Raw genomic sequence first — 21,451 nt, forward strand, 5'->3', positions numbered from 1 at the left:
CGCTCAGGGAGCCGGCGGTCGGCTTAGTTCGGCACGGCAGACCGCGATGATCGAGGTCAGAGGGTCGTGGACGGTCTTCCAAACGATGTCCAGCACCACCCGCTGATCGGCGTGACGGTCGAAATTTCCGACATCCGCGATGTCGCGCCAGGGAATCTCGGGGTGGCGCGCCTGCCTGTCGGGCCCGAGATGCCGGCTCGCTTCCGGGATGATCTCGAGGCCGCGCACGACGGCACCATCGGTGCGCTGGTCGGACTCGAAGGTCGCGGAGGTCATGCCGGCGACGACTTGCAGGGCCGCCTCAGCGTTGACGATGATGTTCTTACAGGCATTGGGCTCGCGTTCAGACGGCAGGAACGGCATCACGCTCGATCCGTGTCCTGATCCGCTCCTTCAAGCTCTGCCGATCGGCCACATCGACCGCCACGGGGAACAAATCCCCGATGACGTGGCAGGGACCGACGGAGCCGTCGACGTCGCGCTTCAGGTCCTTGCCCAGGTCGATCAGGGTATCGACGTCACGTCGGGCCTGCACTTCCCCGAGCGCCGTCGAGTCGAACCGCGTGGCATGCCGGATGCCACGCTGCTGCAAGGCGCGCTCATGCGTTCGCAGGATCTCGATGGTGGCGTCGCGTTCCATGGAGGGAGCCTACCGCAACGCGGGCGGTGGCCGGAAGACCCCTCACGTCGCAGCCCCCACCGTATCGGCCATCCGGGCGTCGCGGGTTCCGAGCGGCTGCTCCGGGCCGCGCGTGGTGTCGGCCTCGGTCTGATGCTCCATCTCGGCGTTGACCTCGGCGCCGATGAGCACGATTGTGGTGGAGATCCAGATCCAGGTCATGAAGCCGATCACGGCGCCCAGCGAGCCGTAAGTCTCGTTGTACTTGCCGAAATTGGAGACGTACCAGGAGAAGCCCAGCGAGGTGACGAGCCAGGCCACGGCGGCCAGGGCGCTGCCCCAGGTCACCCAGCGCCAGCGTGGGGCGTCGCGGCTCGGACCGTAGCGGTAGAGCAGGGCAAGACCGCCGAGCACGGCGGCGAGGAGCACCGGCCAGCGCAGCAGGGCGATGTACCAGGCCTCCGAACTCAGCCCGACGATGTTGATCGCCGCCGGAACCACCACGATCCCGACCAGTGCCAGAATGATGAACAGCAGCGCGCCGGCGGTGAACGCCAGCGAGCGCAGGTTGAGCCAGATGAAGCTCCGCGTCTCGCGCTCCTCGTAGACGATGTTCAGGGCGGAAAAGACCGCCTTCATGCCGCCGTTCGCGCTCCACAGCGACAGGACGATGCCGGTGAAGAAGGTCAGGCCGAGGGTGGTGTCCCCCTTGGCGGCGATGCGCTTGACCTGCTCGCCGATGATGTCGAGGGCCCCGGAGGGGATGACGCCCTGCAGGCTCTGCAGGTGCTCGTTGATGGTGGCCACGTCCGCCACGAGCCCGTAGCACGAGACCAGGGCGGCGATGGCGGGGAAGATCGCCAGGAGCACGTAGAAGGTCACGCCGGCGGCGACCGAGACGATGTTGTTCTCCGAAACGTCGTGGAACACCCGCATCCCGATATCCTTCTAGCCCTTCGCCGGAATCTCGGAGGGCGTGCGCGCCCCGCGGCCGCGCTCGGGCTCGGCGCTGGCCACCCGACGGGCGTCGGCGCCGGCATGCGAGGGGGAGGGCCGGCGGGTCGGATCCTTCGGCATCGCCCGGGCTGGTGCCGTTCCGCCGGTCCTACGCGGAAGGGCGACGAAGCCGAGAAGCGCGGTGGCAAGGGCGACGGTCCAGAGGGTCGAGTTTTGGGTTTCGACTGCATTGGGCGCAGTCGAATGCTCGTTCGGTGAGGTCATCGATCGTCCGTTCCGCCGAAGGGATCGTCATTGCAAGGTGATGCTGGCGTTGCTCGACGCAACAAACGTTGCTTCGACAACGGGATGCGACGGCCAAGAGTTTCCTTGCGGCTCACGGAAAAGCGAGCAGGGGCGATGCGGCGGCCCGTCCGGATTTATTCCGCGAAACACCGGTCCGAGGGCCGACATTGTGCGTCGGGGCACGTGAAGGGACGCGGCGCGCGGAATTTCGGGCGCAGCCTGCACGTGGGGGCCGTTCGCGGCTTGCTCTCGCGGGCGCCACGCGGCACGGCCCCAGGAGCCCCAGACCTCGACCCGGAGACGTCCGCCCCGTGCCGCACGCGACAGAGCTGATCGCCATCATCGCCCTCGGCCTCGTCCTGGCCTTCGTGTGCGGAATGCTGGCGCAGCGCCTGCGCCTGCCGCCCCTCGTGGGCTACCTCCTCGCGGGCGTCCTCGTCGGCCCCTATACGCCGGGCTTCGTGGGCAACAGCCAGCTCGCCGGGCAGCTGGCCGAGATCGGCGTGATCCTGCTGATGTTCGGCGTCGGCCTGCACTTCTCGATCAAGGACCTGATGGCGGTGCGTGCCATCGCCCTGCCGGGCGCCATCGTGCAGATCCTGGCGGCCACCGCGATGGGCGGCGCCCTGGCGCTGGCCTGGGGCTGGGGCTTCGGCGCGGGTCTCGTCTTCGGTCTCGCCCTGTCGGTGGCGAGTACGGTGGTGCTGCTGCGGGCGCTGGAGGAGCGCCGGCTGCTCGACAGCGACAAGGGCCGCATCGCGGTGGGCTGGCTCATCGTCGAGGACCTGGCGATGGTGCTGGCCCTCGTGCTGCTTCCGGCGCTGGCCCCCTCCCTCGGGGGCGACGGAGCGGGCGCCGCGCACCATGCCGGGGACGGCAACCTCTGGCTGACCCTCGGACTGACGCTGGCCAAGGTCGCGGTCTTCGCCGCCGTGATGCTGGTCGGCGGCCGGCGCTTCGTGCCCTGGCTCCTCGACCAGGCGGCCCGCACGGGCTCGCGCGAACTCTTCACCCTGGCGGTGCTGGCCCTGGCGCTCGGCATCGCCTTCGGCTCCGCGGAGCTCTTCGGCGTCTCGTTCGCCCTGGGGGCGTTCTTCGCCGGCATGGTGCTTGCCGAATCCGACCTCAGCCATCAGGCCGCGGCCGATTCCCTGCCGCTGCAGGACGCCTTCGCGGTGCTGTTCTTCGTCTCGGTCGGCATGCTGTTCGACCCCGGCATCCTGGTCCGCGAGCCGCTCTCGGTGCTGGCGGTGCTCGGCGTCATCCTCATCGGCAAGTCCCTGGCGGCGGTGGCGATCGTGCTGGCCTTCCGGCATCCCCTCGGCACCGCGCTCACCATCGCGGCGAGCCTTGCCCAGATCGGCGAGTTCTCGTTCATCCTCGTCAGCCTCGGCCTGTCCCTGAAGCTCCTGCCGGAGGAGGGGCGCGACCTCATCCTCGGGGGCGCCATCCTTTCCATCACCCTGAACCCGCTGTTCTTCGCGCTCACCGACTGGATCGGACGCAAGGTCGCCGAGCGCCCGACCCTCGCCGCCCGCTTCGAGCGCAAGGGCGCCGCAGCCCTGGCGGTCACCGGCGAGAGCCCGCCGCATCGGGGCCACGCGATCATCATCGGCTATGGTCGGGTCGGCAGCACCATCGGCAAGGCGCTGAAGGCCTGGGACCTGCCCTACATCGTCCTCGACCGCGACCGCCGCCGGGTGCTGGAGCTGCGGCAGGAGGGCATCGAGGCGGTCTTCGGCGACGCCACGGCGCCCGGCATCCTGCAGGCCGCCGACATCGCCCAGGCCCGCCTGATCGTGGTCGCGACACCGGAGGCCCACACGACGCGGCGCATCGTCGAGCTTGCCCGCGAGATCCATCCGGGCATCGACACCCTGGTGCGCACCCACAACGACGGCGAGCGCCGCCACTTCGAGGAGCAGGGCGTCGGCCTCGTGCTGATGGCCGAGCGCGAACTGGCCTTCGGCATGACCCTGTATGCCCTGCGCAGCCTCGGCCTGAAGGAGGGCGAGGCCCGGATCTTCGTCGACAGCACCCGGGTCGAGAGCCGCTCGGCGCCCATCGAGACCGCGGTCGATCAGGTCACGCCGGAGCTGCGTCCCCACAAGGAGGAGGGGACATAGCCCTCAGGCCGCCAGCGACTGTCCGAGCGCGTGGACCCGGCGCAGGTCGGAGACGAAAGCCGCGTAGGCTTCCGCCTTCGCCTCGTCCGGCAGGCGCAGCAGGTAGGATGGGTGCACGGTGATGAAGCCCGCATAGGGCTTCTCGAACTGCGCCGGCCCCCGGGCCCGGGTGATCGGGATGGCCTTGCCCGTCAGGGCCAGGACGGCGGTGGCGCCGAGCGCCACCACGAGCTTCGGCGCGACGAAATCGAGCTCCCGGTCGAGCCACCAACGGTAGTGGCTGACCTCGCCGGCGGTGGGTTTCTGGTGGATGCGGCGCTTGCCCCGCTCCTCGAACTTGAAGTGCTTGACCGCATTGGTGAGGTAGGCCTCGCCCCGGTCGATTCCGGCCTCGGCCATCGCCCGCGAGAGCAGTTGCCCGGCGGGGCCGATGAAGGGGCGCCCCTGGCGGTCCTCCTGGTCACCCGGCTGCTCGCCCACGAAGGCGATGGCGGCGCCCACCGGCCCCTCGCCGAGGACCGCCTGGGTCGCGCCGGGGACCAGCGGCTCCAAGCGCCGGATGATGGCGTTGAGCGCCTCCAGCGAATCCGGGGCCTGATCCGCCATGGCCGCGACGGCCCGGGCGGGATTGCGCTTGACCGGCATCTGCGGCTCCCTCTCGATCATGGCGCCGGTCCGCGCCGCCGCCTGCCGGACGAGGCCCGGAATGGCGGCGGTCTCGGGCATGTTGCGCCAGTACTTCTTCGGCATCTCCGCCCGCATCGCGGCGAGGTTCGTCCGGGCGGGGTTGAACGTGCTCTCGTAGTAATCGCGCCAGCCGGACTCGAAGCCATCCTGGGCCGGTGCGTCCTCGCGTCGCCCCGGCGGCCCGAACGCCAGGGTCTCGCGGTCCCAGCGGGCGGAACCCTCCGGCGTCAGGATCGTCCAGTCGAGCCCGCGGAAGCGATCGACGAAGAACGGAGCGGCCGCACCGAGGATGTGGTGGTCCGGCTCGAACCAGGCGACGAAGCGCTCGGGCCCATCCCCCGCGACGCGGCGGAAACGCAGGAAGGCGTGCATCTTGTGCAGGTCGCGGGCGATGGCCTTGCGCATCCGCTCCAGGCGGTGGACCAGCGGGTCGCTGGAGATCTCCAGCAAGCGGCGCTCGCCCTGCAGGATGCGCCAGATCAGGTCGTACAGCAGGGCGTAGCGCTCGGGATCGCGGTGGGGCACCACCCGGGCGACCATCTCACCCACCCCCCGCGGCAGGCTCAAGGGAGCCTCGCTGGAGGGCGCAGGCGCCGGCGCCCCAAACAGCCCGGACGCCTCGCCGATGGACCACAGCACCCGCTCCGGGGGGATGCCCCGGCCGGCGAGGCGACGGGCCGCAGCCCGGAATCCGTCGAGGTCCGCGCCGGGCGAGAGGGCGACGGCTTCGAGCGCGCCGCGCCCGAACCCTTCCCCCTCCGCCGGGGAGGGCGGGGCGGATCGGTGCGCGCCCGCCATCCTAGAACAGGCTCAGTTGCTTGGGCGGATCGGCGAGGCGCGCCCGCAGGTCGAGGCGGTCGGTGAGCCCGCCCGCCGGGTGGTAATCGGCGGCGATGAGGAAGGGCCGGGCCCGCTTCAGGGCCGAGGTCAGCCGCGCGACGTCGTCGAGGCGCAGGCGGGTGTGCCGGCGGGCCCGGATGATCTTGTCCACCGCCCGGGCGCCGAGGCCCGGCACCCGCAGCAGCATCTCGCGGTCGGCGGCGTTCACGTCGACCGGGAAGCGCGCCCGATGCTTCAGGGCCCAGGCCAGCTTCGGGTCGATGTCGAGGGAGAGCATCCCGTCCTCGGTGGCGTCGGCCACGTCGTCGGGCGTGAACGCGTAGTACCGCAGGAGCCAGTCGCCCTGGTACAGGCGGTGCTCGCGCTGGAGCGGCGGCGCTGTCAGCGGCAGGATGGTCGAGCCGTCGGGAATGGGGCTGAAGGCCGAGTAGTAGACCCGCTTGAGGTTGTACGAGCCGTACAGGAGCGCGCTCTTCCGGATCAGCGCCTCGTCCGTGGTGGCGTCGGCCCCGACGATGACCTGCGTCGACTGGCCGGCCGGGGAGAACCGGCGCTTCTCGGCCTTGGCCTCGACGATGCGTTCGCCGATCTGCGCGATGGCATGCTGGATGACCGCGCCATCCTTCTCGGGAGCCAAGCGCTCCAGGCTCGCCTCGGTGGGCAACTCGACGTTGATCGAGAGTCGGTCGGCGTAGAGGCCCGCCTCCTCGATCAGCCAGGGGCTCGCTTCCGGGATGGACTTCAGGTGGATGTAGCCGCGAAAGCCGTGGTCGCGTCGCAGCGACTTGGCCACCCGGGTCAGCAACTCCATGGTGTGGTCCGGCGACTTGATGATGCCGGAAGAGAGGAACAGCCCCTCAATGTAGTTGCGCTTGTAGAATTCCACCGTGAGGGTGACGACCTCCTCGACGGAGAACTTTGCGCGCTGCACGTTGGAGGAACGCCGGTTCACGCAGTAGGCGCAGTCGAACAGGCAGTAGTTCGTCAGCAGGATCTTCAGCAGCGAGATGCAGCGCCCGTCCGGCGTATAGGCATGGCAGATGCCGGCGCCGGTGGTCGAGCCGAGCTCGCCCTTGCCGGCCGTGCGCTTGGGCGCCCCGGAGGACGAGCACGAGGCGTCGTACTTGGCGGCATCGGCGAGGATGCGCAGCTTCTTCGCGAGCGTTTCGTCCATCGAAGAGAGATGCGCCTCGTTCGTGGTTCGTTCAAGTTTTCGCGGGGGAATTCGCGCTTTCTCCGCCGCCGCGATGTCGCAGCGCGCTTCGTGGAACTCAAGCGCGGACGCGGGTTCCGCTGTTAAGCTTCGGGGTCGGCGATTTCGGCGTCGAGATCCGCCTCGATCACTTGTCGGCCGAGGCCGTACGGGAAGCCGGCACGCGCCATGGCGGCGAGGTCCCGGTCGCGGTGGGCCTCGCGGGTCCCGGGACGGCGCCAGGGCCCGAGGCGCCGCCGCTTGGCATAGGCCCGGGCCGCTTCCGCCTCGAGATCGACATCCGCGTCCGCCGTCTCCCGCTCCGCCTCCATCGCGCTGGCCACCTGCTCGCGCGACACGCCCTTGGCGGCGAGCTTGGCGGACAAGGCCCGGGCGGAAGCGCCGCGCCGGCGCAGGGCCGCCAAGCGCCCGGCGGTGAAGCGGGCGTCGTCGACGAGGCCGGCGCTGACGGCCCGGGCCACCGTGGCCTCGATCGCCTCCGCGAAGGCGCCCGCCTCCTCGCCGCGCAGGCGGCAGCGCTTGTCCACCCGCCGCTTCAGCGTCTGCCGCAGCATTGCCACGGAGGCGCTGTAGCGCTCGAGGTAATGCAGGGCCGCCCGCTCGAGATAGGCGGGGGTGACGGGCGGGGGCGGTTTGACCTCGGCCCGGCCATCCGGTGCGGCTCCGGTGGGGCGGCGGGACGCAACGTTTCGCGCTGTCATCGGTTCTTCACGATCCGGACGGGTTTCGGGTGTCGGTCTCGCAGATATGGTGATCACGCTGGACAAAGGCTCGTTCCTGCCATGCCGGCATTTCTCGTGAGACGCGAGTGGCTTCTCGTCCTCCTGGCGCTCGGCTTCGCCGTGGTGGCGGGGATGCTGGTCTACCTGTCGCGCCCCACCACCCTGACCGTGGCGGTCGGCCCCCGGGACGGCGCCGAGGCGACCCTGCTGCAGACCTACGCCCAGGCCCTGGCCCGTGGCCGCGAGGATGTCCGCCTCAAGCTGAACTTCTACGATGACGTGCGCGACAGCGCCGAGGCGCTCCAGAACAACAAGGCCGACCTCGCCGTGGTCCGGCCGGACGTACTCCTGCCCGAGAACGGCCTCACCCTGGCGATCCTGCACGACGAGGCGCTGCTGATCGCCGCCCCCGAGGCGGCCGGCATCGAGAACTTCCCCGACCTCGCGCGCAAGCGCCTCGGCGTGGTCGAGCGGCACGCCGCCGACATGCCGTTCGTGACGAACCTCCTCGCCTTCTACGACTTCTCGGCCCAGCCGGCCTCCGAGCCGGTTCCCGAGGGTGGCCTCGGCCCGACCCGGGTCGCCCTTGTGCCGCTCACGCCCCAGGAAGTCACCAGCGCCATCGCGGAGGGGCGCGTCGACGCGGTGGCGGTCATCGCCGCCCCCGCCTCGAAGGCGGCGATCTCGACGGTGCGCGCCGTCGAGGCGGCCTCGGCCGAGAAGAAGATCAACTTCGTCTCCGTCCCGGACGGCGGGGCGATCATCCAGCGGATGCCCGAGCTGCAATCCGTGACGATCCCGGCCGGCACCTTCGGCGGCCGTCCCAAGCGCCCGGACGAGGAAGTGAAGACGGTGGGCGCCTCCTACCGGCTGATGGCCCGCGGCGGCGTCAGCCGTTTCACGGTCGCCTCGGTGACCCAGCACCTGTTCGAGTGGCGCTCCAAGCTGGCGCCCCTGGCACCCATCGCTAACCTGATGAAGGCGCCGGACTTCGATTCCACCGTCGCGGCCACGAGCGCGCGCCTGCCGAACCATCCCGGCGCGGTGGATTACTTCGAGCGCGAACAGCAGACGGTGTTCGAGCGCTACGAGGACTACATCTACCTGCTGGCGTTCTTCGGCGGCACCGTCGGATCGGGCGTCGCCTGGATCGCCCAGCGCCTCGCCCGCAAGCGCCGCGAGCGCATCGACATCGTCCTCGACCGGCTCCTCGACATCCTGCGCGAGGTGCGCGCCGCCACCTGCAAGGCCGACCTCGACGGCCTCGTGCGCGAGACCGACGACCTCGTGGCCGACGTCGTCCAGCACGCCCGCGAGCGCAACATCGACAACCGCACCGTGAGCGCCCTCATCCTGGCCATCGATGCCGTCCACGCGGCGATCAACGACGAGCGGCGCAATCTCGGCGCAGGCGGTATCGAGAGCGGGCGCGCGGTGGATCATGCCCGCACGGCCCGTCTGCTCTCGCTCCACGCGCCGGCGGCAGAGTAGCCGGCGGGACGCGATCGCGCCCTGGCGGCAGCCCGGGGGGCGGGATCACCCGGCCGTGTCGAGTTCCGGTCCGCGGGTGACGTCCAGTCCGCTCGGTGCGCCCTGCGGCGGGCCGACCGTGACGGGCCGGCCGGTGCGCGCCGCCTCGTAGATCGCCTCCATCAGAACCTGGTCCTGCAGGCCCTCCTCGCCGGGGGTGCGGGGGCGCCGATCCTCCTGGATGCAGCGGGCCATGTGGTCGATCTCCAGGGCGAACTGGTTCTTCTGCGTCAGGATGCGGGTGTCCTGCGATTCCGCCTGCCCGTCCGGCCGCGCGATGACGAGGCGCTGTCCGCGATACGCGAAGGCGTTCTGCAGATCGATGGCGGCTCGGTCGGTGTGAACCTGGAGCCGGCGCGCCTCGTGCACCCCGTAGCTCGTCATGCACTGCGCGATGACCTGCGAGGGGAAGCGCAAGGTGAAGGAGACCGTTTCCTCGACCTCGGCGAATTTCGGATCCCCCTCGGGCGCGTGGATCTGCGCCTCGACGGAGATCGGCTCCTCGCCGGTGAGCGCGCGCACGCCGTTCAGGCAATAGAGCCCGATATCCGGCAGGGCGCCGCCGCCGGCCAGAGCCTTCTTCAGGCGCCATTGCTGGGGCAGACCGGTGGTCTGGCCGTTGAAGGCCTGGATCAATCGGGTCCGGCCGACTTCGCCGGACCGGGCGAGGCGCACCACCTCGCGGTTGTAGGGCTCGTACTGGCAGCGATAGGCGATCATCAGCTTGACCTTGGCCGCCGCGCAGGCCGCGATCATGTCCCGGGCCTCGGCCGAGGAGGCCGCCATCGGCTTTTCGCAGAGCACGTGCTTGCCGGCCTTGGCCGCGGCCAGCACGTCGCCGCGATGCACAGCGTTCGGCGTCACCACGTAGACCGCCTGGATCGCGGGGTTCTGCGCTAGGCGATCCCACTCGTCGTAGCCGTAGACCGCTTCCGGTGCGATCCCGTACTGCTCGGCCACGAGCTTCGCCTTGGCGGGGGTGCCCGACATCAGCGCGACCACGCGGGAGCGCTTCGTCTCGCCGAAGGCCGGCAGGATCTCCTCCAGGCTGAGGCGTCCGAGGCCCACGATGGCGAAGCCCACGCGCTTGCCCGGCGGCATCGGGGCCGGCGGCGGCGGGGGCGCCCGGTCTCCGGGGCCGCGCCAGTTCGGGAACATCACCTTGCCGCCCTGCACCGCGCCGGTATCGGCCGGGACCGAGGGGGCCGGCGGGCCCGATTGCGCGCTGGCGCCCGTCGCCCCGAGGGCGAGGCCGGTTAGCGTCGCACTGCCCGCGCGGAGGACGTTGCGGCGGGAGAGGGGGATTTCATCCGTCATGAAGCTCGCTGTCGGTTCCGGCGGGACAGGGGCCGCGGCGGGGGAACCGGCGGCCTACTCCCTCGGGAACGTCACGGCGAGAAACGCGGTTCCGGCGATCCGCAGGCCTGCGCCACCGGAGCGCTGCCGCTCTCAGGCCTCGTCGCCCCGCGCGGCCAGGCGGGCCTGCAGGGACGCGATCTCCGCGCGCGCGGCCCGAAGGTCGCGCATCAGGCCAATGGGGATCGGCACCGCGGCGGGCGGGTCCGGGACGAACTGGACGCCGACGCAATCGTCGCCGCGCCAGATCAGGCGCACCGGCCGCGTCTGCCGGGTCTTGCGAATGTGGAGGTCGAAGATCTCCGGCAGGGGCACGCCGTCGCTGAGCGCGAGGCGCAGGCCGTCCGGACCGCAGTCGCGGACCAGGCAGGCCGTGTCGGAGGCATGCGGGGCGATGCGGATATCGGCGCCGAGGAGGCTCCGCAGCCGGTTTCCGTGTCGACGCTCGCCGGTGATCGGACCCATGTGACCCTCTCCAGAAGTGGCATCCGGGATAACGGGATCGTGAGGTCTTCGTGCCGGTAAACACAAGCGCCGGGGTGGTTTATCATCCGGTAGGGTTAAGGCGTGCGCTCGGGCTCCCCGTGCTGGGTCGGGGCTTCGACCTCGCCGCGCTGTTGCAGAACCAGGGCGACGAACCAGCAGAGGGCCGCCCAGGCCGCCCCGACGCACCAGCCGGCGACCACGTCGCTCGGCCAGTGCACCCCGAGATAGATCCGGCTGAGGCCCACCAGCAGCGTCATCGACACGCCGACGATCAGCACCAGGATCTTCACCCCGCGCTGCCGGTCCACCCGGGCGATCAGACTCGCCAGGGTCAGGTAGGCGATGGCCGACATCATCGCGTGGCCGCTGGGAAAGCTCGCGGTGAACACCTCCATCCCGTGGGGCACGAGGTCCGGACGGGGGCGGTGGTAGAACAGCTTGAGCACCGTCGAGGCGATCTCGCCGCCGCCGATCGCCGCGATCACGAAGACGGCGATGCGCCGGCGCCCGGTTATCGCCAGGTAGGCGCAGGCCGCTGCCGTCACGAACACGATGGTGAAGACGCTGCCGAGCCCGGTGATGTCGCGCATGGTCTCTTCGAGCCAGCGCGGCCCGATCGGGTCGGAGAGATCGGCCGGATTGCGCAGGGCAAGGAGGACCTTGCGGTCGAGGGCGGCGGTCGAGCCCTCGCCGACCTCGTTGGCCAGGGCGAAGAAGCCGTAGCCGAGCAGGCTCACCGCCAGCAGCGCCAGGACCGGGCCGACCTCGTTCAGGCGCAGGGCCAGGCGCAGGGCGTTCGCCCGGGTGAGGAGCGGATTGTTGCGGTAGCCGGAGGGCAAGGCTTTCATGCGGGCGTCTTCGCGAACTCGTCGATGAGGGGCTGGAGCTCCCGGCATAGCGGATCGGCGGCCTGGCCTCCATCCGGGCGGATGCGGCGCTATCTGAACGTGAAGGTGCCGCGACGCTCCCAGGGACCGCCGAGGTAGCGCCAGAGCAGAAGGCCCGGCGCGGTGAAGTGGAACGGCTTGAACTCCGCCTCCAGTTCCGCGTGCAGCGCCCGGGCGGTGCCGGGATCGACCTTGTTCTGGACCGTGACGTGCGGGCGCCAGCCCTGCCGGTCCTGCGCGGTCAGGCCCTCGCTCAAGCTCTCGAACTGATCGGCGAGCCGCGCTCGGAAGGCCGACAGGGCGTCCGAGGCCAGCACGTAGGCGACGCCGCGCCCGGTGAAGCGCAGGCCGGTCACCGACATCTCGGGCGGCGCCTGGGTTCGGGTCATCGCCGCCAGGGTCTCGACGATGCCTGGCTCGCTCGGACCTGGCAGGTGGTGGAACAGGGTCGCGTGGGCGGGAATGTGGTTGAGCGCCTGCGGGAAGTGCCGGCGGCGCAGGCCGTCGAACCGCGCGAAGGTGTCGGGATCCATCCCCAGGGTGAGAATCAGCGGGTCGGGCGTGGGCGTGCGGTCTGTCATGGTCCGATCCGGCGTGAGGCAGGGAGATGGCGCGGGCAGGGGTCGCGTCCAGGGGCAGGGTCACGGGGCGGCCCGAGGCGCCGCCACCGCCGCGCGGCCTGTTCAGGGCGGTCCGGGCCGGCTAGAGAGCCCGGATGCGGCGCAAACACCGGGAAATCGTCCATGTGGGGCGCGAGGGCTGGCTCTTCCTGATCGGAGGCACGAACGGTGTCCTCGAGCAGTATCGCGCCACCCTGTCCCGGTGGTGGCGCCTGCGCGGCTGGGTCAAGCTCATCGAGGCGCGGGCTGCCCGGGCCCGGGCGCTGGGCATCCGCTACGTGCACGTCGTCGTGCCCGAGAAGCTGTCGGTCTACGACGACCGGACCCAGGATCTGCGCTTCGATCCACGCCAGGCGCCCACCCGCCTGCTGGCCCGGCGCCTGATCAACAATCCCCACTACGTCGACCTCCTGGCGCCGATGCGAGCGGCGCGGGACGGCGCGGTGCCCCTCTACTACCGCACTGACACGCACTGGAACTACGAGGGCTGCCGGCTGGCCTACGGGGTGCTGATGCGGGCCTGCGGCGCCGTGCCCCCGGCCGATCTCGACGCCCGCGAGCGCTACGAGACCACCCGGGTGCGCGATCTGGGCGAGAAGATCCTGGAGCAGCCGATCGAGACCGCGAGCCATGCGGTGCTCGACCGGGACGCCCACCGGACCTACGCGAGCCCGCTCGTGGCCGCCTACGAGGCCGCCGGTCGCGCCCCGGACCTCCACGTCGGCGCCCATGTCTGCTTCCGGAACGACCGGCCGGACGTCGATCCCCGCACCCTGGTGCTGTTCGGCGATTCCTACGCGCATTTCGCGCCGATCATGCTCACCGGCATCCTGGCGGAGAGCTTTCGCGAGGTGCACTTCGTCTGGTCGTCGAGCATCGACTGGGGCTACGTGGCGCGGGTGCGGCCCGATCTCCTGGTGTTCGAGATGGCCGAGCGCTTCGTCACCCGCCTGCCCGACGACACCTTCGACATCGCGACCTACCAGAAAGGCGAGCACCTCGCGGCCGCCACGCCCGCCGTCGCACCGCCCCCAGCCGCGGCCTCCGCGTCGGAGGGGCTGTCCGCCGAGGCCTGAGCGCCCATCTTTCCGCGAACACGCAAGCGCGGGAAGGACGGATCATGGGGCTGCTCGTCGACGGCGTCTGGCAGGATACCTGGTACGACACCAAGGAGACCGGCGGCCGCTTCAAGCGCACCGACGCCAAGTTCCGGAACTGGATCACCGCCGACGGATCCCCCGGTCCCAGCGGGGAGGGCGGGTTCCCGGCGGAGGCGGGGCGCTACCACCTCTACGTCTCCCTCGCCTGCCCCTGGGCCCACCGCACCCTGATCGTGCGGGCCCTGAAGGGTCTGGAGGCGGCGATCTCGGTCTCGGTGGTCGACCCGCATATGGGCCGGGAGGGCTGGGTCTTCGGCGACTCGCCCGGCGCCACGCCCGACACCGTCACCGGCGCCACCCGCCTCTACGAGGTCTACCTGAGGAACGATCCCGGCTTCACCGGCCGCGTCACCGTGCCGGTGCTGTGGGACAAGCAGCGTGCCGCCATCGTGTCGAACGAATCGGCCGAGATCATCCGGATGCTGAACGGCGCCTTCGCGGGCACCGGGCCAGACCTCTACCCAGCCGACCTCGCGGAGGCGATCGACGCGGTCAACGCCCGGGTCTACGACGCCGTGAACAACGGGGTCTACAAGGCGGGCTTCGCCACCGAACACGCTGCCTACGCGGAGGCCTTCACCGCGCTGTTTGCCGAACTCGACGCCCTGGAGGCCCGCCTCGATACGGCGCGCTACCTCTGCGGCGGCCGGCTGACCGAGGCGGATATCCGCCTGTTCACGACCCTGGTGCGGTTCGACGCGGTCTATGTCGGGCACTTCAAGTGCAACCGGCAGCGCATCGCCGATTATCCCAACCTGTCGAACTACCTGCGCGATCTCTACGCCCTGCCGGGGGTCGCCGGCACGGTGAACCTCACCCATATCAAGCGGCACTATTACGAGAGCCACCCGACCATCAATCCGACCCGGATCGTGCCCCTCGGACCGGCCCTCCACTTCGACGCCCCGAACGACCGCGCCGCCCGCTTTCCCACCTGAGCCCGGAGCCCTGCGCGCCCGCAGCCCCTCGACGAACCGACCCGCAGCCTTACATCGGACCCATGATGCGCCTCTCGACCACCTGCCTCGTCCTTCTCGCTGCGCCGCTGCTCACGGCCGCACCCGCGTTCGCCCAGGCGGCCGTCAAGCTCGAGGGCCGCTGCGAGAAGCTCGTGATCGCCGGACAGGACGTCTCGGCCACCTGCAAGAACACCCTCATGAACACGGTCTCGCGCAACCGCACGAGCTTCGACTTCGCTGCCGAAGGGCGGTCCCTGAGCTTCAGCGGCAACGGCGCCCAGCAGGAGCGGACGGAGGAGACCGATCCGCTCCAGCCGATCAACCTCGTGATCCCGAGCGAGACGACCAAGGACGGCGTGGTCCAGGGGCCCCTGGTCGCCGTCGGCTCCTGCACCTTCAGCACCCCGGAGCCGGGCAAGACCGCGATCACCTGCGAGGCGAACGCTGCCAAGGGCACCTACCAGGGCGTCTTCGTGACCGATGCCAAGGCACCGGAGGCGGGCAAGACTGGCGGGAGCGCCCCCCGCTAGGCGGGCGGGTCTTCATCCGGAGGGAGATCTTGCCGAGAGCGGATCGTGGCGAGACGGGATCCGGGGACATTGCGTGTGGACGTCCGCTCTGGTCCGAGCGCGCGGAGTTCCCATCTCTTGACGCAGGGCGGACCGGGCGGACAGACCCGGACCCTCTGACGGATCCAAACGAAGGCCTCGAGGACGTTATGCTGAACGATGCGCCGGTGCCGGGCGGCCCCACCCCCACCAAGGATGTGACCACGGCGAGCTTCCGCCAGGATGTCATCGCCGAGTCGATGCAGCAGCCCGTGCTCGTCGACTTCTGGGCCCCGTGGTGCGGCCCGTGCAAGCAACTCGCCCCCGTGTTGGAGAAGGTGGTCGCGGGCTCCGCCGGCGCGGTGAAGCTCGTCAAGATGAACATCGACGAGCATCCCTCCATCGCGGGCCAGCTCGGCATCCAGTCGATCCCCGCCGTGATCGCCTTCGACAAGGGGCAGCCGGTGGACGGGTTCATGGGCGCCGTGCCCGAGGCCCAGATCAAGGACTTCATCGCACGCCTCGCCGGCCCCGCCGGCCCGACGCCGATCGAGGAGGCCATGTCGGAGGCCGAGGCCCTCCTCGGGGTCGGCGACGTGGCGCAGGCCGCGCAGCTCTACGCCGCCGTGCTCGCCGAAGAGCCGGAGAACGTCGACGCGATCGCGGCCCTGGCCAAGATCCAGCTCGACCTCGGCGATCTCGAGAACGCCAAGCAGCTCGTCGCGATGGCGCCGCCCGAGAAGGCGTCCCATGCGGGCCTCGCCAGCGTACGCGCGGCGATCGAGCTCGCCGAGCAGGCGGCGGCCCTGGGGGACCTCGGCACCTTCCAGGCCCGCATCGAGGCCGACCCGAGCGATTTCCAGGCCCGCTTCGACCTCGCGCTCGGCCTCAACGGCCGCAACATGCGCGACGAGGCCGTGGACCAGCTGATCGAGATCGAGCGGCGGGACCGGACCTGGAACGAGGGCGCGGCGCGCAAGCAGCTCCTCACCTTCTTCGAGGCCTGGGGCCTGATGGACAAGGCCTCGATCCGCGGGCGGCGACGCCTGTCGACGCTGGTCTTCGCGTGAGGCCGCGAACGAACCGCAGGGGAACACGATGAGCACGCATGCGGGCTACAAGGGACCGGCCGACTGCCCCGGAGTGATTCCGGTCTTCCCGCTGCCCGGTGCGCTGCTGTTGCCGCGCGGACAGATGCCGCTGAACATCTTCGAGCCGCGCTACCTCGCCATGATCGACGATGCCCTGCGCACGGACCGGATCATCGGCATGATCCAGCCCGACGTGGAAGCGGGGTCGTCGCCGATGACACCGAAGCTCTTCCGCGTCGGATGCGCCGGGCGGATCACCCAGTTCGCCGAGACCGGTGACGGGCGCTACCTCATCTCGCTCACCGGCATCGCCCGATTCCGGGTGGAGAGCGAACTCGCCACCACCACCCGCTACCGCCGCTGCCAGGTCTCCTACGACGACTTCGCCTCGGATTTCGAGGCGCGGGCGGGTGAGGAGGCGGTGGACCGCGAGGGCGTGCTCAAGGCCCTGCGCGACTTCGTCGAGGTCAACGACCTGAAGGTCGACTGGGCCGGCATCGAAGAGGCGCCCAACGAAGCGCTGGTCAACGCCCTCTGCATGATGAGTCCCTTCGGCGCCCGCGAGAAGCAGGCCATGCTGGAGGCGACGGACCTCAAGACGCGGGCCGAGGTCTTGATTGCGGTGACCGAAATGGAGTTGGTGCGCGGGTCGGGCTCCGAGCCCACGCTGCAGTAGTTTTCTCCCGCGAAGGATACGCCCCAGATGGCCGATGACACCCCGAGCCCCGTCGAGGCCACCCGCGTCGACCCCAAGCTCCTCGAGCTCCTCGTCTGCCCGCTGACGAAGAACACCCTCGAGTACGATGCCGGCCGCCAGGAGCTGGTGAGCCGGTCCGCCCGGCTCGCCTACCCGATCCGCGACGGCATCCCGATCATGCTGCCCGAAGAGGCGCGCGCGCTCACCGACTGATCGGCCCCGCCGGCATGACCGACCGCCCGACCGTCGCCATCGTCGCCACCGGCGGCACCATCGCGATGACGCACGATCCCGTCACGGGGGCCCCGGTCCCCGCCCTGACGGGGGCCGACCTCGCCGCCGCGGTGCCGCGGCTGTCGGACCTCGCGCGGATCGAGGTCGTGGAATTCGCCAACCTGCCGAGCGCCTATATGGGCCCCGACCTCTGGCCCGGCCTCAGCCGTACGGTCGCGGACCTGCTGGCGCGCTCGGACATCGCGGGCGCCATCGTCCTGCACGGCACCGACACCCTCGATCAGACCGCCTATTTCCTCGACCTGACGCTGGTGAGCGACAAGCCTGTGGTGATGGTGGGCGCCCAGCGCAACGCCTCCGAGGCGGATGCCGACGGTGCGCGCAACCTCCTGAACGCGGTCCGGCAGATCCTGGCCCAGGGCGCGCGCGAAGATCTGCAGGGGCTGGGCGTGACGGTGACGCTCAACCACAACATCAACGCCGCCCGCGAGGTGCGGAAGTCCCACACCAACAACGTCGAGACCTTCAATTCCGGCGAGGCCGGCTTCCTCGGCCAGGTGGACGAGGACCGGGTCGTGTTCGCCCGCAAGTCCCTGCGCCGCCAGACCCTGCCGCTCCCCGCGCGGCTCGCCCGGGTCGAGCTCGTGGCGATGGCGGCCGGCACCGACGGGCGCCAGCTCCGTCACGCGGTGGCGGACGGGGCCGAGGGCGTGGTGATCGCCGCCTACGGCTTCGGCAACGTCAATGAGGCCCTCTACGACGCGGTGGTCGAGGCGATCGCCGCCGGCGTCACCATCGTGGTGGCGAGCCAGGTCCCGCATGGCCGGGCGCTGCCCGTCTACGGCTTCAAGGGCGGCGGCAGCACGCTGCGAGCGGCCGGAGCGGTCTTCGCCGACGACCTCTCGCCGGACAAGGCCCGGGTCCTGGCGCTGCTCGCCCTGCCGATCACGCGGGACCGCCAAGCACTGCAGGCGTATTACGATCGGTAAAGCCAAGCTCCGGCATGGTCGTTCCCCATGGTCAGGGCCTGTTCAGACACGCTCGGCAATAAGTCTCAACAGTCGATTGCGGCGCTTGTCACAATCCTGCCGCTTCGGTGGGTATGCTCAGCGCACTCTCACTTGATCGTCTGCTTGAAAAGTCGGTGCGCCATCCTGTGGCCGCGGCGCGGGCGGACGCGATTTTGCCGAAGGATGATGCATGTCCAAACTTGCGGTGGTTCTGGCGCTCGGAGCCGGCCTGTCCTCGCCCGCGATGATCCCGGCCGCCGCCCGTGACGGCGGAAACTTCAACGGGACCTGGTCGGTGGAACTCGTGACCGAGAGCGGCATGGTCTGCGACAGCCGCTACACCTACGGGGTCTCGGTGCAGGAGGGGCAGGTGCGCCTCACCTCCGCGGCGGCCGGCGCCACCCTGAACGGCCGCGTCGGGCCGGATGGCACGGTGGGCCTCAACGTCTCGAACGGCACGGCCTCGGGTGCGGTCTCGGGTCGCCTCCAGGCCCAGAGCGGCGGCGGCACCTGGAAGGTGTCCTCGCTGTGCTCGGGCCGCTGGACGGCCCGGCGTCACACCACCCGGACCGCCCAGGCCGACTAGCTTCCACAGGGCTGGACGGCCCCCGGGCTCGGAAACCCCAGGGGTACGCAACCACGCTGCCACGCCTCACCCCTCCCCGCAGGGGGAGAGGGCCGAGCCGGCCGGATGCGTGTTCCGGCCGCCGGTTCAAGGCCTCAGGCGGCCGCGAGCCACTGGCGCGCTTCCTCGATATGGGCCCGGTCGAAGGTCTTGATCTGGGCCGGCGAGACCTTGCCGAAGGTGTCGGCGATCATCCGCAGCCAGGAGGCGTCGGTCACCAGGGCGACGTGGCTGACGCCCTTCATCATGGCGAGGCCGAAGCGCGGGTCCTTGAAGAATGCGGCCGGCTCCATGCCCTTGAAGTCGCGTACGTCTTCCAGGAGCTTGATCTTGCCGCCCTTGTCGAGGTCGGCCTGCATGGCGGAGATCACGGTGTTCATGTCGGCATCGGTGATCTGGCCGTCGACCACGATCTCGGCGACGCTCGAATCCGGCTTCTTGGTGTAGGTCAGCACGTGTGGCACTCCTCAGGGGGTCGAACGCTACCCAAGCGAACGTCGAGCCAGCGTTATAGGAAACTCTGCGGGTCCACGTCGATGGCGACCTTCACGTTGCCGCGAACCTTCGGGCCGCGCGCCAGCCAAGCGCGCAGGTAGGTCTGCAGGTCGACGGTGCGCTCGGTCTTCACCAGCAGCCGGAAGCGGTAGCGACCGCGGATCAGCGCGAGCGGCGCCTCGGCCGGGCCGAGCACCATCACGCCCTCCGGCGGCTCGGCGGCCCGGGCCAGCGCCTGCCCGTGGGCCTCGGCCACCTCGCGTTCGTTCGCCGAGACGATGAGGGCGGCCAGGCGCCCGAACGGCGGCAGGCCGGCGGCCTCGCGGGCGCCGATCTCCTCCTCGTAGAAGCGCTCGGAATCCCCCGAGAGCAGGGCCGCGATCACCGGGTGCTCCGGCTGGTAGGTCTGCAGCAGGGCGCGGCCCGGCTTCTCGCCGCGGCCGGCACGGCCGGTGACCTGCTGCAGCAGCTGGAAGGTGCGCTCGGCCGCCCGCGGGTCGCCGGAGGTCAGGCCGATATCGGCGTCGAGGACGCCCACCAGGGTGAGGTGCGGGAAGTTGTGCCCCTTGGCCACGAGCTGCGTGCCGATGACGATGTCGCAGCCGCCCTCCGCCACGGTCTGGAGCTCGGCCCGCAGGCGCTCGGCCCCGCCGGGGAAGTCGCTCGACAGGACGATGACGCGCTTCTCCGGGAAGAGCTCGGCCACCTCCTCGGCGATGCGCTCCACCCCGGGGCCGCAGGGGGTGAGGTTGTCGAAGGTGCCGCATTCCGAGCAGGAATCCGGGCGCCGCTCGGCATAGCCGCACTGGTGGCAGACCAGCGCCCGGCGGAAGCGGTGCTCCACCAGCCAGGTCGAGCAGTTGCGGCACTGGTAGCGGTGGCCGCAGGCCCGGCACAGGGTCAGGGGCGCGTAGCCCCGCCGGTTGAGGAAGAGCAGGGCCTGGTCGCCCGAATCCACGGTCTCCCGCACGGCCGCGACCAGGGCCGGGGCGATGAAGCGCCCGCGCTCGGGCTTGTCGGCGCGCATGTCGATGGCGGCGATGTCGGGCAGGCGCCGGCCGCCGAAGCGCTCGGGCAGGGCGATGCGGCGGTAGCGGCCGCGCTCGGCATTGACCCGGGTCTCGATGGAGGGCGTCGCGGAGGCCAGCACCACCGGGCAGTTCTCGATCCGCCCGCGCACCACCGCCATGTCGCGGGCGTGGTAGTGCACCCCGTCCTCCTGCTTGTAGGCGGCCTCGTGCTCCTCATCGACGACGATGAGGCCGAGATCGGCGAACGGCAGGAACAGGGCCGAGCGCGCGCCCACCACCACGGCGATCGCGCCGGCCGTGACCCCGGCCCGGATGCGCTCGCGGCGCTTGCCGCCCACCCCCGAGTGCCAGGCCGCCGGGCGGGCGCCGAAGCGCTCGGCGAAGCGATCCAGGAACTGCGCCGTGAGCGCGATTTCCGGCATCAGGATCAGGGCCTGGTGGCCGCGGCGGACGCAATCGGCCACCGCCTCGAAATACACCTCCGTCTTGCCCGAGCCGGTGACGCCCTCCAGCAACACGGTGGGGGCCTTCGCCTCGGCGCCCGGCGGCGCCACCTTGCCGTCCGCGCCGGCGGGCGTCGGCAGGGGATCGCCGATGGCGTCCGTGGCCGGTGGCGCGTCGGGCGCGGGGTTCATCAGGGCGACGAGTTCCCGCACTGCCGCCTCCTGCGCCTCCGAGAGGGGCACGCGGGCGTGGTCCGGGTCCGGCGGTACGGCGACGGGCTCGGGGGCCAGGGCCATCGCCTCGAGGGCACCGTCGTCGATGAGGCCGTCGACGACGCTCAGGGAGACGCCGGCCTCCTTGGCCAGCGCGCTCTTGCCCCGCATCGCCCCGTCGGCCGCCACCGCCAGCACCTTGGTGCGCGCCGCGGTCGGCCGGGAGGGGGCCTTGCCGGAGGCCCGGACACCGACCCGCACCGTCTCGGTCAGCGCCGCCTCGTCGGGCAGCCGCAGGGCCATGGCCAGTGCCGAGCCCTTCGGCGCCAGGGTGTAGCGGGCGAGCCAGTCGACGAGTTCGCGCAGCGCGTCCGGCAGGGCCGGCACGTCGATCCGGCCCGTCACCGGTCGCAGGTTCGAGCCGCCGGGGCTCTGGCGCACGCCCCAGACCACCCCCACGGTCTCGCGCGGCCCGAGGGGGATCTGCACGACCTCGCCGACCGCGAGGTCGAGCCCGGCCGGCACGGCGTAGCTGTAGGCGCTGTCCAGCGCCAGCGGGATCAGGATCTCGGCGACGCAGGGCATCGGGCGGGGCTTTGACGGAACATAACCGGAAT

The 21,451-nt window shown here is 70.8% G+C and carries 21 protein-coding genes and 1 pseudogene; 10 read left to right on the top strand and 12 right to left on the bottom strand.

The genetic code is table 11. The annotated features are described in order from the left end of the window. Positions 1-3 precede the first annotated feature (3 nt). The 3 genes and pseudogenes from CRT23_RS01320 to CRT23_RS01330 all read right to left on the bottom strand — a co-directional run bounded on the left by CRT23_RS01320 (position 4) and on the right by CRT23_RS01330 (position 1,840). Positions 4-363 carry a HepT-like ribonuclease domain-containing protein gene (locus CRT23_RS01320; RefSeq protein ID WP_103708278.1) on the bottom strand — a complete coding sequence of 120 codons (360 nt, stop codon included), beginning with the start codon at positions 361-363 and terminating at the stop codon, positions 4-6. Further along, positions 344-640 carry a nucleotidyltransferase gene (locus CRT23_RS01325; RefSeq protein WP_103708279.1) on the bottom strand — a complete coding sequence of 99 codons (297 nt, stop codon included), beginning with the start codon at positions 638-640 and terminating at the stop codon, positions 344-346. Before CRT23_RS01325 ends, CRT23_RS01320 begins: the two co-directional genes overlap by 20 nt. 42 nt (positions 641-682) lie before the next feature. Continuing rightward, positions 683-1,840, bottom strand: a pseudogene (locus CRT23_RS01330) (YihY/virulence factor BrkB family protein). Between the two features lie 332 nt (positions 1,841-2,172). On the opposite strand from CRT23_RS01330, the gene ybaL reads away from it, so the two are divergent. Then, on the top strand, positions 2,173-3,987 hold the full coding sequence (ybaL, locus tag CRT23_RS01335) for a YbaL family putative K(+) efflux transporter (protein WP_103708280.1): 1,815 nt from the start codon (positions 2,173-2,175) through the stop codon (positions 3,985-3,987). Positions 3,988-3,990: 3 nt separating this feature from the next. Here the strand turns inward: ybaL and CRT23_RS01340 are convergent, their stop codons facing one another. From CRT23_RS01340 to CRT23_RS01350, 3 genes are all read right to left on the bottom strand, one after another. Continuing rightward, positions 3,991-5,472 carry a UdgX family uracil-DNA binding protein gene (locus CRT23_RS01340; protein ID WP_103708281.1) on the bottom strand — a complete coding sequence of 494 codons (1,482 nt, stop codon included), beginning with the start codon at positions 5,470-5,472 and terminating at the stop codon, positions 3,991-3,993. A gap of 1 nt (position 5,473) precedes the next feature. Beyond that, positions 5,474-6,688: a putative DNA modification/repair radical SAM protein gene (locus tag CRT23_RS01345; RefSeq protein ID WP_055947176.1), complete on the bottom strand. Its 1,215-nt coding sequence runs from the start codon at positions 6,686-6,688 to the stop codon at positions 5,474-5,476. A 122-nt stretch (positions 6,689-6,810) separates the two neighbouring features. Then, positions 6,811-7,428, bottom strand: coding sequence for a RecX family transcriptional regulator (locus tag CRT23_RS01350; RefSeq protein WP_103708282.1), 618 nt, complete (start codon positions 7,426-7,428; stop codon positions 6,811-6,813). A gap of 81 nt (positions 7,429-7,509) precedes the next feature. Here CRT23_RS01350 and CRT23_RS01355 point away from each other — a divergent pair, with 81 nt between their 5' ends. Continuing rightward, positions 7,510-8,940 (top strand): TAXI family TRAP transporter solute-binding subunit, encoded by a 1,431-nt coding sequence (locus CRT23_RS01355; protein WP_103708283.1) that lies wholly within the window; start codon positions 7,510-7,512, stop codon positions 8,938-8,940. Between the two features lie 45 nt (positions 8,941-8,985). Here CRT23_RS01355 and CRT23_RS01360 read toward each other — a convergent pair whose 3' ends face one another. The 4 genes from CRT23_RS01360 to CRT23_RS01375 form a co-directional block, all read right to left on the bottom strand. After that, positions 8,986-10,296: a Gfo/Idh/MocA family oxidoreductase gene (locus CRT23_RS01360; RefSeq protein ID WP_103708284.1), complete on the bottom strand. Its 1,311-nt coding sequence runs from the start codon at positions 10,294-10,296 to the stop codon at positions 8,986-8,988. Positions 10,297-10,428: 132 nt separating this feature from the next. After that, on the bottom strand, positions 10,429-10,800 hold the full coding sequence (locus tag CRT23_RS01365) for a hypothetical protein (RefSeq protein WP_103708285.1): 372 nt from the start codon (positions 10,798-10,800) through the stop codon (positions 10,429-10,431). 95 nt (positions 10,801-10,895) lie between these two features. Beyond that, positions 10,896-11,669 carry a phosphatase PAP2 family protein gene (locus CRT23_RS01370; RefSeq protein WP_103708286.1) on the bottom strand — a complete coding sequence of 258 codons (774 nt, stop codon included), beginning with the start codon at positions 11,667-11,669 and terminating at the stop codon, positions 10,896-10,898. Between the two features lie 89 nt (positions 11,670-11,758). Next, positions 11,759-12,289 carry a 2'-5' RNA ligase family protein gene (locus CRT23_RS01375; protein WP_103708287.1) on the bottom strand — a complete coding sequence of 177 codons (531 nt, stop codon included), beginning with the start codon at positions 12,287-12,289 and terminating at the stop codon, positions 11,759-11,761. Positions 12,290-12,423: 134 nt separating this feature from the next. Here CRT23_RS01375 and CRT23_RS01380 point away from each other — a divergent pair, with 134 nt between their 5' ends. From CRT23_RS01380 to CRT23_RS01415, 8 genes are all read left to right on the top strand, one after another. After that, positions 12,424-13,404: a hypothetical protein gene (locus CRT23_RS01380; protein WP_103708288.1), complete on the top strand. Its 981-nt coding sequence runs from the start codon at positions 12,424-12,426 to the stop codon at positions 13,402-13,404. Between the two features lie 44 nt (positions 13,405-13,448). Next, the gene (locus CRT23_RS01385; RefSeq protein ID WP_103708289.1) at positions 13,449-14,426 is read left to right on the top strand and encodes a glutathione S-transferase family protein; all 978 of its coding nucleotides are present in this window, start codon (positions 13,449-13,451) and stop codon (positions 14,424-14,426) included. A 65-nt stretch (positions 14,427-14,491) separates the two neighbouring features. Further along, positions 14,492-14,977: a hypothetical protein gene (locus CRT23_RS01390; RefSeq protein ID WP_103708545.1), complete on the top strand. Its 486-nt coding sequence runs from the start codon at positions 14,492-14,494 to the stop codon at positions 14,975-14,977. Between the two features lie 188 nt (positions 14,978-15,165). Continuing rightward, complete coding sequence (trxA, locus tag CRT23_RS01395; RefSeq protein ID WP_055947191.1) at positions 15,166-16,065, top strand: thioredoxin; 900 nt, start codon at positions 15,166-15,168, stop codon at positions 16,063-16,065. A 28-nt stretch (positions 16,066-16,093) separates the two neighbouring features. Continuing rightward, positions 16,094-16,762 (top strand): LON peptidase substrate-binding domain-containing protein, encoded by a 669-nt coding sequence (locus CRT23_RS01400; RefSeq protein ID WP_103708290.1) that lies wholly within the window; start codon positions 16,094-16,096, stop codon positions 16,760-16,762. Between the two features lie 27 nt (positions 16,763-16,789). Next, positions 16,790-16,996 carry a Trm112 family protein gene (locus tag CRT23_RS01405; protein WP_055947195.1) on the top strand — a complete coding sequence of 69 codons (207 nt, stop codon included), beginning with the start codon at positions 16,790-16,792 and terminating at the stop codon, positions 16,994-16,996. A 14-nt stretch (positions 16,997-17,010) separates the two neighbouring features. Further along, positions 17,011-18,006, top strand: a complete 996-nt coding sequence (locus CRT23_RS01410; protein WP_103708291.1) for an asparaginase — start codon at positions 17,011-17,013, stop codon at positions 18,004-18,006. Positions 18,007-18,217: 211 nt separating this feature from the next. Beyond that, positions 18,218-18,613 carry a hypothetical protein gene (locus tag CRT23_RS01415; protein ID WP_103708292.1) on the top strand — a complete coding sequence of 132 codons (396 nt, stop codon included), beginning with the start codon at positions 18,218-18,220 and terminating at the stop codon, positions 18,611-18,613. 134 nt (positions 18,614-18,747) lie between these two features. Here the strand turns inward: CRT23_RS01415 and CRT23_RS01420 are convergent, their stop codons facing one another. Beyond that, a complete protein-coding gene (locus CRT23_RS01420) occupies positions 18,748-19,107 on the bottom strand; it encodes an STAS/SEC14 domain-containing protein (protein WP_055947200.1) in 360 nt (119 codons plus the stop codon). A gap of 53 nt (positions 19,108-19,160) precedes the next feature. After that, a complete protein-coding gene (locus tag CRT23_RS01425; RefSeq protein ID WP_103708293.1) occupies positions 19,161-21,419 on the bottom strand; it encodes a primosomal protein N' in 2,259 nt (752 codons plus the stop codon). Positions 21,420-21,451 lie beyond the last annotated feature (32 nt).

Source organism: Methylobacterium sp. V23 (genome assembly GCF_002917135.1).
Classification (GTDB): domain Bacteria; phylum Pseudomonadota; class Alphaproteobacteria; order Rhizobiales; family Beijerinckiaceae; genus Methylobacterium.

Coding starts and splice junctions, on each gene's coding strand:
- CRT23_RS01365 (WP_103708285.1), bottom strand. CDS start 10,800: ATGGGTCCGATCACCGGCGAGCGTCGACACGGAAACCGGCTGCGGAGC.
- CRT23_RS01385 (WP_103708289.1), top strand. CDS start 13,449: ATGGGGCTGCTCGTCGACGGCGTCTGGCAGGATACCTGGTACGACACC.
- CRT23_RS01375 (WP_103708287.1), bottom strand. CDS start 12,289: ATGACAGACCGCACGCCCACGCCCGACCCGCTGATTCTCACCCTGGGG.
- CRT23_RS01405 (WP_055947195.1), top strand. CDS start 16,790: ATGGCCGATGACACCCCGAGCCCCGTCGAGGCCACCCGCGTCGACCCC.
- CRT23_RS01340 (WP_103708281.1), bottom strand. CDS start 5,472: ATGGCGGGCGCGCACCGATCCGCCCCGCCCTCCCCGGCGGAGGGGGAA.
- CRT23_RS01400 (WP_103708290.1), top strand. CDS start 16,094: ATGAGCACGCATGCGGGCTACAAGGGACCGGCCGACTGCCCCGGAGTG.
- CRT23_RS01350 (WP_103708282.1), bottom strand. CDS start 7,428: ATGACAGCGCGAAACGTTGCGTCCCGCCGCCCCACCGGAGCCGCACCG.
- CRT23_RS01410 (WP_103708291.1), top strand. CDS start 17,011: ATGACCGACCGCCCGACCGTCGCCATCGTCGCCACCGGCGGCACCATC.
- CRT23_RS01390 (WP_103708545.1), top strand. CDS start 14,492: ATGCGCCTCTCGACCACCTGCCTCGTCCTTCTCGCTGCGCCGCTGCTC.
- CRT23_RS01380 (WP_103708288.1), top strand. CDS start 12,424: ATGCGGCGCAAACACCGGGAAATCGTCCATGTGGGGCGCGAGGGCTGG.
- CRT23_RS01355 (WP_103708283.1), top strand. CDS start 7,510: ATGCCGGCATTTCTCGTGAGACGCGAGTGGCTTCTCGTCCTCCTGGCG.
- CRT23_RS01370 (WP_103708286.1), bottom strand. CDS start 11,669: ATGAAAGCCTTGCCCTCCGGCTACCGCAACAATCCGCTCCTCACCCGG.
- trxA (WP_055947191.1), top strand. CDS start 15,166: ATGCTGAACGATGCGCCGGTGCCGGGCGGCCCCACCCCCACCAAGGAT.
- CRT23_RS01320 (WP_103708278.1), bottom strand. CDS start 363: ATGCCGTTCCTGCCGTCTGAACGCGAGCCCAATGCCTGTAAGAACATC.
- CRT23_RS01415 (WP_103708292.1), top strand. CDS start 18,218: ATGTCCAAACTTGCGGTGGTTCTGGCGCTCGGAGCCGGCCTGTCCTCG.
- CRT23_RS01360 (WP_103708284.1), bottom strand. CDS start 10,296: ATGACGGATGAAATCCCCCTCTCCCGCCGCAACGTCCTCCGCGCGGGC.
- CRT23_RS01325 (WP_103708279.1), bottom strand. CDS start 640: ATGGAACGCGACGCCACCATCGAGATCCTGCGAACGCATGAGCGCGCC.
- CRT23_RS01345 (WP_055947176.1), bottom strand. CDS start 6,688: ATGGACGAAACGCTCGCGAAGAAGCTGCGCATCCTCGCCGATGCCGCC.
- CRT23_RS01425 (WP_103708293.1), bottom strand. CDS start 21,419: ATGCCCTGCGTCGCCGAGATCCTGATCCCGCTGGCGCTGGACAGCGCC.